The organism is Janthinobacterium sp. AD80, from assembly GCF_002878455.1.
Classification (GTDB): domain Bacteria; phylum Pseudomonadota; class Gammaproteobacteria; order Burkholderiales; family Burkholderiaceae_D; genus Janthinobacterium.
On the sequence record NZ_NRDQ01000258.1, the window covers coordinates 1 to 10,834 of the forward strand.

6 protein-coding genes and 2 pseudogenes are annotated in these 10,834 nt (G+C 68.1%); 6 read left to right on the forward strand and 2 right to left on the reverse strand.

Going from position 1 to position 10,834, the window contains the following annotated elements; translation table 11 throughout:
- The 3 genes and pseudogenes from JaAD80_RS28180 to JaAD80_RS28190 all read left to right on the forward strand — a co-directional run.
- Positions 1 to 200 (forward strand): annotated as a pseudogene (locus JaAD80_RS28180) (acyl-CoA ligase (AMP-forming), exosortase A system-associated); the annotation flags it as partial.
- 566 nt (positions 201 to 766) lie between these two features.
- The gene (locus tag JaAD80_RS28185) at positions 767 to 1,972 is read left to right on the forward strand and encodes a pyridoxal-dependent decarboxylase, exosortase A system-associated (protein WP_102299462.1); all 1,206 of its coding nucleotides are present in this window, start codon (positions 767 to 769) and stop codon (positions 1,970 to 1,972) included.
- Positions 1,969 to 4,485, forward strand: a complete 2,517-nt coding sequence (locus JaAD80_RS28190; protein WP_258003231.1) for an asparagine synthetase B — start codon at positions 1,969 to 1,971, stop codon at positions 4,483 to 4,485. The genes JaAD80_RS28185 and JaAD80_RS28190 overlap by 4 nt, the downstream gene beginning before the upstream one ends.
- Here the strand turns inward: JaAD80_RS28190 and JaAD80_RS28195 are convergent.
- A complete protein-coding gene (locus tag JaAD80_RS28195) occupies positions 4,394 to 5,332 on the reverse strand; it encodes a polysaccharide deacetylase family protein (protein ID WP_102299455.1) in 939 nt (312 codons plus the stop codon). The two genes, JaAD80_RS28190 and JaAD80_RS28195, sit on opposite strands and share 92 nt — an antisense overlap.
- Positions 5,329 to 6,651, reverse strand: a complete 1,323-nt coding sequence (locus JaAD80_RS28200; RefSeq protein ID WP_102299457.1) for a putative O-glycosylation ligase, exosortase A system-associated — start codon at positions 6,649 to 6,651, stop codon at positions 5,329 to 5,331. Before JaAD80_RS28200 ends, JaAD80_RS28195 begins: the two co-directional genes overlap by 4 nt.
- A 184-nt stretch (positions 6,652 to 6,835) precedes the next feature.
- Between JaAD80_RS28200 and JaAD80_RS28205 the strand changes: the two genes are divergently transcribed.
- The 3 genes and pseudogenes from JaAD80_RS28205 to JaAD80_RS28215 all read left to right on the forward strand — a co-directional run.
- Positions 6,836 to 8,920 carry a glycosyltransferase gene (locus JaAD80_RS28205; protein WP_258003232.1) on the forward strand — a complete coding sequence of 695 codons (2,085 nt, stop codon included), beginning with the start codon at positions 6,836 to 6,838 and terminating at the stop codon, positions 8,918 to 8,920.
- 15 nt (positions 8,921 to 8,935) lie between these two features.
- Positions 8,936 to 10,432 (forward strand): oligosaccharide flippase family protein, encoded by a 1,497-nt coding sequence (locus JaAD80_RS28210; protein ID WP_102299460.1) that lies wholly within the window; start codon positions 8,936 to 8,938, stop codon positions 10,430 to 10,432.
- A gap of 42 nt (positions 10,433 to 10,474) precedes the next feature.
- Positions 10,475 to 10,834, forward strand: a pseudogene (locus JaAD80_RS28215) (glycosyltransferase); the annotation flags it as partial.

Genomic DNA, 10,834 nt, shown 5'->3' on the forward strand with positions numbered 1-10,834 from the left:
CCGCGCCCGGCGTGGAACTGCGGCGCGAGGCGCTGCTGGCCGCCTGCCGCGCGCGCCTGCCCGCCTACATGCTGCCCGTGTGGATCGATATCCGCTTCGACGCGCTGCCGCGCAATCCGAACGGCAAGATCGACCGCGTGCTGCTGGCGCGGGAACTTGCGCAAGCTGGCGCCGTCCAAACAGAAGGAGAGCAACCATGAGCGCGGCCGTGAGCGGTGCGGGCAGGCGTGGGGCGGGGCGGCGGCAGGGGGAAATTCCTGACGTGGCTCCCGGCACGGTGCCTGCGCTGGCACCTGTCGTGGCACCTGGCGTGGAAGCAGCGGCAACGGCGTCAGCAACGGCATCAGGATCAGTATCAGTATCAGGAGCAGCTTTGACGGCGGGTATTGCTCCTGCAGCAGCAGTGGACGTCATCACAGCCTTGCTTGCTGAAAAAATCGCGGGGCAGGCGGCTGCGTTGCCCATCGGCGTGGCGCGTATGTCGTCGGCCGAGTTGCCTTCGGCCGAGTTGTCGCCAGCCGCGTTGTCGCCAGCGCTGGCCCTGGCGCCTGAATCAGCGCCAGGAGTGACGGACAGGATGGCAGCGGACTCGGCAGCGGACTCGGCAGCCGGGCTGGAAGCTGGATTGGCGCCAGGGCTGGCAGTGAAGCTGGAAACAAGGCTGGCGCCTGGCTTGGTAGCTGAACTGGTGCCTGAACAGGCATCCGCTGGCGCACATGGGTTGCCGCTGCCACATTTGCCGCCACACTTGCCCTCGCATGCGGCCATGCGCCAGTTTGGCGTGACTGGCGACATGCTGGAACTGGGCGGCCTGTCCCTGCAGCGGCTGGCGCAGCGCGTGGGCAGCACGCCGTTCTATGCGTACGAACGCGCGCATATCACGCGCCGCGTGGCGGAATTGCGCGCCGCCTTGCCCGCTGGCGTGCATCTGCACTACGCCATGAAGGCCAATCCCATGCCGGCCGTGGTGCAGTGGCTGGCGGGACTGGTCGATGGCATCGACGTGGCCTCGGGCGGCGAACTGGCGACGGCGCTCGACACGCCCATGCCGGCGGCGCGCATCAGTTTTGCGGGGCCGGGCAAGACGGCGGGGGAACTGGCGCGTGCCGTGGCGGCGGGCGTGCTGATCAACGTGGAATCGCGGGCGCAGCTGGAAAAGGCGGCGCTGGCCAGTGAACGCTCGGGCGTGGCGGCCAGGGTGGCCGTGCGCGTGAATCCCGACTTTGCCTTGCGCCGGGCCGGCATGCGCATGGGGGGCGGGGCGCAGCCGTTTGGCGTCGATGCGGCGCAAGTGCCAGCCCTGCTGGCGCGCATAGGCGAGCTGGGCCTGGATTTTCACGGCTTTCATTTGTTTGCGGGCGCGCAAAACCTGTCGGCCACGGCCCTGGCCGAAGCCCAGGCGCGCAGCGTGCAGCTGGCCTTGCAGCTGGCCGACAGCGCGCCCGGTCCCCTGCGCACCTTGAATATCGGCGGCGGCTTTGGCGTGCCGTACTTTCCCGGCGACCAGGCACTGGACCTGGGACCCGTGGCCGAAGGCTTGCAGCTGCAGCTCGACACCTTGGCGCTGGCGGCACCGGGCGCACGCCTGAACCTGGAGCTGGGCCGCTATCTGGTGGCCGAGGCGGGTATCTATGTGTGCAAGGTGCTTGAGCGCAAGGTGTCGCACGGACAGGTCTTCCTCGTCACCGATGGCGGGCTGCACCACCATCTGGCCGCCTCGGGCAACTTTGGCCAGCTGATCCGCAAGAATTACCCGGTCGCCGTCGGCAACCGGCTGCAGGGCGGGCCGCGCGAAGTGGCGTCCGTCGTCGGACCGCTGTGCACGCCGCTGGACTTGCTGGCCGACCAGATGGAGATGGCGCGCGCGGACGAAGGCGACCTGGTGGTCGTGTTCCAGTCCGGTGCGTATGGCTTGACGGCCAGTCCCACGGCCTTTCTCGGCCACCCGCTGCCGGCCGAGGTGCTCGTATGAGCGGCCTGTGCGGCTGGCTGGTGGCCAGGGGCGGCGCAGGCGCGCGCGCTGCGTGCACGGCAGGCACGGCGGACGGGACTGAACCTGCTCGTGTGGATGGCGATCCGGCTGGCGACGTGGCTGGCGATGCGGCGACGCATGCGCGTGGCGACGGGCATGGCGCGCATGCGGCGGACTGCAGCGTCCAGCACGGCGGCCTCGGCAGCATGGGCGGTAGCGTTGCTACGGGCGGCACCGGCGAAGACACGCAGCCTTCCGGCGCCGCCCGCAGTGCCGGCATGGGTGTCGGCAATGCCGGCAGCGGCGCCAGCATTGGCAAGATGAACCACCTTGCCGCAGGCAGCGTCGTCGGTCGGGGCTGGGGCGCATCGCCTGCAAGCTCCACCGTTGACGCTGGCCATGCCGGCAGCGCCGGCATGGACGGGGGCGATCCGGCTGGCACTGACCGGCGCAGCGTCGCCAGGGGCGGCAAGGCCGGGGCGGTCAATATGGTTGAAATTGCTGGCCTGGGCGCTGTGGCGCGTGCAGCCGCGGCAACAACGCAAGACGCCACGGCCACGGCCACGCCAAAGACAACGGCAGCCGGTGCCACCTCCGCCGCGCTCCCCGGCGACGCCCACGGCAAGGCCAGTCTGGGCAGTGCGCAGGCGCGCCTGGCGCAGATGGCCTTGCCGTTGTCGCGCCTGGATGGCGCGCCTGTGCGCTCACATGTGGACTGGACGGGCGCCGTGGCCGTGGCGGCGGCCGCTGCCAGCGGCCAGCTGTATGAACAGGATGGCCTGGTCGTGGCCATCTGGGGCCGGCCTGCGCTCGACGGTTCGACGGACGAGGTGGCGCGCCGGCTGGCGTCATTGTGGCTGAGCCGTGGCGTGGCCGCCTGCGCTTGCCTGTCTGGGCCGTTCGCGCTGGCCCTGCTTGACGACTTTTCCGGCTCGGCCCTGCTGGCCGTGGACCGGGCCGGCATGCACACGCTCAGCTATACCAATAATGCGCACGGCCTGTTCTTTGCCTCGTCGCACGACGCCTTGCTGGCCCATCCGGCCGTGCGCGGCGCGCTCGATCCGCAAGCCTTGTATAACTATCTGTTCTTCCATATGGTGCCGGGCCCGGCCACGGCCTACGTGGGCCAGCAGCGTCTGCTGCCCGGCGAATACCTGCATGTGCGGGCCGGCCGGCAGTGCAAGGGCAGCTACTGGCAGCTGGCATTCCAGGAAAATACCTACGCGCGCACGCCCGACAGCTTTGCCGCCAAGCAGCAGCAATTCCTGCACACCTTGCGCGTGGCCGTGGAAAGCAGCCTGGGCGAGGATGCGCAGCGCACGGGCGCTTTTCTCAGCGGCGGCACGGACAGTTCCACCATCGCCGCCATCGTCGGGCAAGTGACGGGCCGGCCCGCACGCACGTATTCCATCGGTTTCGATGCACCCGGCTATGATGAAATGGCGTATGCGCGCCTGGCGGCCAGCCATGCGGGCAGCGTGCACCATGAACGCTATGTGACGGCCGCCGACGTGCTGGCCGCCATCCCCGCCATGGCGGCCGCCTTCGACCAGCCTTTCGGCAACGCCTCGGCCATTCCCGCCTTTTATTGCGCGCAGATGGCGCGTGCCGATGGCGTGACCCGCATGCTGGGCGGCGACGGCGGCGATGAGCTGTTTGGCGGCAATGAGCGCTATGCGCACCAGGCCATGCTGTCCGGCTATGAACGGCTGCCCGCCATGCTGCGCCAGGTGATCATCGAGCCGCTGCTGTTCCGCGAACGGGCGGGCAAGCCGTGGCGGCTGGCCGACAAGGCGCGCCGCTACATCGAGCAAGCCAGCATGCCGCTGCCGGCACGCCTGGAAAGCTACAATCTGCTGCTGCACCATGGCCACCGCACGGTACTGGAAGAAGGCTTTATCGATACCATCGATCCCGGCGTCGCGCCCGGCTGCCTGAACGGCGCGTACTGGCAGCGCCAGGGCGAAGGCCTGAGCCAGATCAACCAGCTGCTGGCGCTCGACATGCGCTTTACCCTGGCCGACAATGACCTGGTCAAGGTGCGCACGGCTTGCGAGCTGGCGGGCGTGGAGGCGGCCTTTCCCTTCCTGCATGACGAGATGGTGGCGTTTGCCGCCGGCCTGGCGCCGCGCGACAAGCTCGATGGGCGCCAGCTGCGGCCTTTTTTCAAGCGGGCGCTGGCCGGTATCTTGCCGCCGGCCATCGTGCGCAAGAAAAAGCATGGCTTCGGCTTGCCCTTCGGCCTGTGGCTGCACAGCCATGCGCCGCTACGCGAGTTTGCCTTTGATAATCTGACGCAGCTGCGCGGGCGCGGCATCGTGCGGCCCGCCTTCATCGACGATCTGCAGGGGCGGCTGCTGGCCGAGCATCCCGCCTATCACGGCACCATGGTGTGGCTGCTGCTGATGCTGGAGCAATGGCTCAGCCACCATCCTGCAGCGCTGGGTTCGCTTGACGGCGGTTTTGCCGCAAGCGCCATAGAAACGCCAGCCGTCCTCGATCCCACGGCGTAAAGCGGGGCAGCTGGAACAGGTCGAGGCCTTCGCCGGGGCGGGCCACGCCCCAGTCCGTTGCCACGGCGCCCGTAAAGCCCAGGCGCTTGACGATGTCCACGTGACGGGGGCCGTAATCGCGGCCCGCCTTGCCATTCGGATAGGCGAACAGGCTCACCGGCGCTTGCAGCAGGCTTTCCAGCTGCTGCTTGCCGTTGGCGATGTCAGCGTGCGCGGCCTGTTCCGCCAAGGTCGACAGGATGGGGTGGTTCACCGTATGGGCGCCGATGGCCATGCCGGCCCGTTGCAGCTGGCGCAGCTGTGGCGTGTCCAGCATGGGCGGCGCCATGGCGCTCACTCCCGCCTGGCGCGCGACCTGCGCGGCCAGCCGCTGGCGCTGGTCGAATGGCAGGTATTTGAGCTGGCCCAGCAAGGTATCGATGGCGGCGCGCCGCTGCGCCAGGCTGCCAATCTCCAGGCAAGCCAGGCCGTACTGGCGCAAGTCCAGCGTGGGGCCGGAAGCGCGGCGCAGCGCATCGATCAGCATGTCGTTCCACATGGCGCCGCCGTCCAGATAGCCGCTGGCGATAAAGAAAGTGGCATGCACGCCGTGGCGCCGCAGCAGCGGCAGCGCGACCTGGGCATTGTCCGCATAGCCGTCGTCAAAGGTGATGCAGGCGGCGCGCGGCGGCAGGCTGCCATCCTGCAGGCGCCGCAGGGCCTCGTCCAGCGGCAGCGGCATATGGAAGCGCCGCAGCAGGCGCAGCTGCATCTGGAACTGGCGCGCATCGACTTCGCCGGGAAACAGCGGGTCGGGCCGGGCCAGCACGCGGTGGTAGATGAGGATGGACAGCGACGGCGCGCTCATGGCAGCTCCGCCACGTCGGGCTTGGCGGCTTTCGCGGCGTGGATGCCGCGCGCGCGCGCATGGGGGCGCAGGCCGGGCGGGGCCGCCTGCAATTGCTGTTCCACCACGATGCGCGTGGCGATCAGCGCCGCCATCAAATAATACGGCATGTCGAAATACAGCAGGCTGAGGAAGGCGCCGCCCACGGCAAAGCCGATCACGCTGGCCTGGCTCATGGTGGCCAGGCCATGCGCCCAGCGCAGGTCGGCGTGGCCCCGCGTGCGGCGGATGATGACGGCCGCCGTATGCCAGGTGGCGACGCCCAGCGCCAGGTAAATGATGAGGCCGACGAAGCCATGCTCGCCCAGCGCCTGGAAATAGATGCTGTGCGCGGCGTGCACATCCATGGGATTCGGCGCATAACGGGCAAAGATGCTGGCATCGGACACGTCGAAGCCGCCGCCGAGGAAGCGGTCGCGCGCCAGGTTGTAGGCCATGCGCCAGGCATTCAGGCGGCCCAGCGCCGAAACGTCGTCCTGGTAGGTGTTGATGGTATCCATGCGCTCGCTCCAGCGTTCGGGCATGAAGGTCAGCAGCAAGGGCGCGATGGCGCACAGCAGCGCGCCCAGCATCAGCTTGCGTCCGCTTTTCAGCCACATGAACAGGCCCATGGCGGCAATCGCCAGCAGGCCGCCGCGCGAATACGAGCCCAGCGCGGCCAGGGCCGACAGCAGCATCGCGCCCGCCAGGCCCAGGCGCACCCAGCGCCGGTCCGTGTTTTGCTGCAGATAGTACATGAGGGGAATGGTGATGATGAGGGCCAGGGCCAGCGAATTATTGTCACCAATGAAGGTTTCTTCCGGCCCCCAGACCCGCTCCGTGCCGCCGCTGCGGATGGTAAAGATGCCGCCTTTCACGCCGTAATAGCCGATCGAGCCCACCAGCACCCACACCATGCGCACGATGTCGCGCCGCGTGCGTATCACCATCATCACCACAAAGCTCATCAGCATGATCTTCATGACCTTGTTCCATTGCTCCCACGAGGTGGAGGGCAGCAGCGCGAACGGCGCCGTGACATTCATCCACGCCGTAAACAGCAGCAGCAGCACGCTGATGGGCGTGAGCGGCAGGCTTTTCGGCGTGCGCGTGAAAAGCAGGCTGAGCATGGTGGTGATGGCGATGATGAAGGCGAACGGCAAGTGGGTGGCGAAACCCCAGCCCTGCGTGTGGGGATTCATCACGCTCACCCAGATCCACATCAGGCCGCCGATGGCCGGCGTTTTCAGGATGAAGGGCAGCGAGCCCAGGATGATGATGGTTATCAGTATGTCGCGCATGGCGGGTGGGCGCTCCTGGTGGTGCAGCACATGGCAGGGCAGGCAGCACAGCCTGGCATACGGCTTGTTGCTGCGTCCGGCCGGGTCTTGATGCGGGTCAACGGGCGTGTGGCAAGGCTCAGTACACTGGCCAGGTAGCCTGTTGCATCCCTGCATGTCATGGTAAGTCCAAGGAGGCCTGACCTTGTTGACCGTTCTCATGGCGACCTACAATGGCGCCGGCACCTTGCCCCAGGTATTGCGCGCCTACATGGGCTTGCGCGCGCCGCCCGGCGGCTGGCGCCTGGTGATCGCCGACAATGGCAGCAGCGACGCCACGGCGCAAGTGCTGGTCGCCTTCCGTACGCGCTTGCCCCTGCGTTCCATCGTCGTGCCCCGGCGCGGCCGCAGCCCGGCCCTGAATGGCGCTGTCGAATACGCCTTGCGGCAGGGCGGCGACGGCGGCGAGCTGTTCGTCTTTGGCGACGATGACGCCATGCCCGACGCCGACTGGCTGTGCCGCCTGCAGGCGTGCGCGCGCAGCCACCCCGGCTACGCCCTGTTTGGCGGCGCCATCGTGCCCGCCTGGCGCGAACGGCCGGCGGACTGGTTGCTGCAACTGACCCCGGCCGGCCTGACCTGGGGCATCACCAGCGCCGATTTGCGCGACGCGCCCGTGTATCCGGGCCTCGTGTGGGGCGCCAACATGGCCATTCGCCGCCGCATCTTCGAGGCGGGCGCCCGCTATGACGAGAGCATCGGTCCGCAAGGCGCCAGTTACGCCATGGGCAGCGAAACACGGCTGAACCTGGAGATGCACGCGGCCGGCCATCCCTCGTGGTTCTGTCCGCAGGCGAAAGTTGCGCATATCATCCGCCCGCAGCAGGTGCGGCGCGACTGGATATTGCGCCGCGCCATGCTGTTCGGGCGGGGACAATGCCGGCTGGCCACCCTGGCGCCCAGCGTCGAATGGCTGGGCGTGCCGCGCTGGATGCTGGGCCGCTATCTGCGCGATACCTTCGGCGCCGTGCGCGCCTGGCTGCGGCGCGACCAGGGCGAGCTGTTCCTGCGCCTGTGGGAACGGGCCTGGCTGCGGGGCTTCTTCCATGAAGCCTGGCGCGGCCGGCGCAAGCGGCTGCCGCGCATCGTCATCAGCAGTTATTCCGGCGAACTGGGCGGCATGGAGCTGCGCATGGCGCAAGAAGCGAGCCTGCTTGGCAACAATGGCTATGACAGCGTGCTGGCGCTGCGCCGCTTTCCCGGCTTTACGGCCTGGGCGCAGGACCTGCGCGCGCAGCGGCTGCAGGTGCAAGTGTATGAACCGCCGCTGTTTCTCGAACACTGGCCATGGCGGCGCTGGAACCTGCTGCACGCGAGGATCACGGGCGCCTGGCGGCTGCGGCGGCTGCGGCCCGACCTCGTCCACGTGGCGCTGTGCTGGACCGCGTATGGCGCTTCCATCCTGTGGCTGGCGCGGCAATGCGGCCTGCCGGCTGTTGTCAGCGTGCACAATGCGTTTCCCCTGGAAGCATTCAGCGAATGGCAGCGGCCCCGGCTGCAGGAAGCGTTCCGCTGCGTCAAAGGCGTGTATGCCGTGTCGCCCTCGGCCATGCGGCATTTCCTCGACCTCTACCGCGACATGCTGGCGCCGGGCACGCGCCTGGCCGTGATACCGAACGGCGTCGATACGCAGACCTTCATCGTCTCGCCGCAGCGGCGCGCCGCCGCCCGGCAGCAGCTGGGACTGCCCCCCGGGGCGCTGGTGCTCGGTTCGGTGGCGCGGCTGTCGCCGCAGAAGCGGCCGCAGGCGCTGCTGGACCTGTTCGCCCGCCTGGCGCCGCAGTTTCCCGCGCTGTATCTGGTGCTGGTGGGCACGGGCCCGCTGGACGCCATGCTGCGCCTGCAGGTGCAGCAGCTGGGACTGGCGCAGCGCGTGCTGTTCGCCGGTTTCCAGCAGCATGTCGAATTGCTGATGCCAGCCTTCGACCTGCATTTGCTGCTGAGTAAAAACGAGGGTTTCGGCATCGCCACCATCGAAGCGATGGCTTGCGGCGTGCCGGCCGTGGGTACGGACGTGCCCGGCACCCACGATATCCTGCACGACAGCGAAGGGGGGATGCTGCTGCCGCTCGAGGATGAAGAGGCGGCCTGCGCGGCCGTGGCGCAGCTGCTGCTGGACGCGCCACGGCGTGCCCGCATGGGACAGCTGGCGCGCGCGGAAACCGTGCAGCGCTATTCGCTGCCGCGCCTGGAACGCCAGCTGCGCCAGTTCTATGCGGGTCTGGTGTAGCCACGGGCGCGCGGCATGAGCGCCACCCGCCATTCCTTTTTCTTTTCGTTTGCCGAGAAATACACGGTGCTGCTGCTGGGCATAGGCGCCACCATGGTGCTGTCGCGCCTGCTCACGCCGGCCGAAGTGGGCGTGTATTCGCTGGGCGCCGTGCTGGTGGCGCTGGCCCAGGTGGTGCGCGATTTTGGCGTCGGCCAATATCTGATCCAGGAAAAGCAGCTTGACCAGGCAAAACTGCGGGCCGCGCTGGCCACCAGCCTGCTGGTCGCCTGGCTGCTGGCCGCGCTGGTGCTGCTGGCCAGTGCGCCGCTGGCCGCGTTTTATGGCGAGCCGCGGCTGGTGCTCGTGCTGCGTCTGCTGTCGCTCAATTTTCTCCTGATACCGTTCAGTGCGCTGACCTTGCCCGTGCTGCGCCGGCAATTGCGCTTTCGCGCCATCTATGCCATCAACGGCGCCAATAGCGTGGTCAACCTGCTGGTGGCCGTGACCCTGGCGCTGCTGGGCTACAGCTATATGAGCATGGTGTGGGCGGCGCTGGCCGGTTCCTGCGCCTCGCTGCTGGTCAGCCTGCTGCTGCGGCCGAAAGAGCTGCCATGGCTGCCCGGCTGGCGGGGCATGCGCGCCATCGCCGGGTTTGGCGCGTATGCGACGGGCGGCGGTCTTGTCGACGAGGCGGCTGTGGCGGCGCCGGACCTGATCATCGGCAAACTGCTGGGCATCGAAAGCATGGCCCTGTTCGGCAAGGCGCAAAGCGTGCTGAACATCTTCAATCAGCTCATCACCAGCGCCATTTCGCCCGTGGTGTTTCCCCTGTTCGCGGCGCGCGACCGCGAGCAGGGACCGCACGGGGAACCGGGCGGGCAGGGTGGGGCGGTACCCGTGTATTTACGCACGGTCAGCTACATGACGGCGCTGGCCTGGCCCTTCTTTCTCTTCCTTGCGTGCATGGCTTTGCCCTTGGTCAAGCTGTTGTACGGATCGCAATGGCTGGGCTGTGTGCCCTTGATCCGCATCATGTGTCTGTCGTCGGCCGTGTATAGCATGTTCAGTATGGCGCGCTACCTGTTCGTGGCGACGGGCCAGTTGCGGGCCCAGGTACGGCTCGATGCCTGGGCCGGCGGCATCAAGGTGGCGGCCCTGCTGCTGGCGGCGCCGCTGGGGCTGGTGGCGGTGGCGTGGGCCGTGGTGCTGAGCAATGTGCTGCGCAGCTGGCTCGTGTATGGCTGCCTGCGGCGCTTGAGCGGTATGGACTGGCGCATCCTGGCCCGTACCTTGCGCAAGAGTCTGCTGCTCTGCGGTGTCAGCGCCGCGCCGCCCCTGAGTACCTTGCTGTGGCTGCCCGCCGACTTGCCGTATGCCATGGCGCTGCTGGCGCTGGCGGGCACGGGGCTGGCGACTCTGCTGTGCTGGATCGGCGGCATCTTCCTCGTCAAACACGAGATCGCCGCCGAGTTTCTGTTATTGCAACGCAAGCTGGCACGCCGTTGGCAGCCAGTCAAATCACCGCACTGACTCCCGCCGCCGCAGCCGGTGACGGGAAACGAAAGGACGGCCATGCGTGTGGGTATCCTGTCTTATCCGATGCTGTTCCAGCGCGACGGCGGCTTGCAGATCCAGGTGCGCGAAACCCTGGCTGCGCTGAACCGCCTGCAAGACCATGCGCAGCGGCCGCTGGAGGTGCAGCTGGTCGACGCCAACCACGAGCGGCTGGCCGATTTCGACGTGCTGCACGTGTTTTCGTCCAGCAATGGCAATTACCGCATCGTCGAGACGGCGCGCGAACTGGGCGTGCCGGTGGTGCTGTCGCCGCTGCTGCCGCCCAGCTGGGACCGCGCCAGCGCCTGGCGCGCGCGGCTGGCCGACCGGCTGGCGGGGCGGCTGACGGAGTGGATGGTGCAGACCAGCTACGCGCAG

Excerpts from the sequence above, each read along its gene's own strand:
- JaAD80_RS28195 (WP_102299455.1), bottom strand. The coding sequence starts at position 5,332 with ATGAGCGCGCCGTCGCTGTCCATCCTCATCTACCACCGCGTGCTGGCC.
- JaAD80_RS28190 (WP_258003231.1), top strand. The coding sequence starts at position 1,969 with ATGAGCGGCCTGTGCGGCTGGCTGGTGGCCAGGGGCGGCGCAGGCGCG.
- JaAD80_RS28185 (WP_102299462.1), top strand. The coding sequence starts at position 767 with ATGCGCCAGTTTGGCGTGACTGGCGACATGCTGGAACTGGGCGGCCTG.
- JaAD80_RS28200 (WP_102299457.1), bottom strand. The coding sequence starts at position 6,651 with ATGCGCGACATACTGATAACCATCATCATCCTGGGCTCGCTGCCCTTC.
- JaAD80_RS28210 (WP_102299460.1), top strand. The coding sequence starts at position 8,936 with ATGAGCGCCACCCGCCATTCCTTTTTCTTTTCGTTTGCCGAGAAATAC.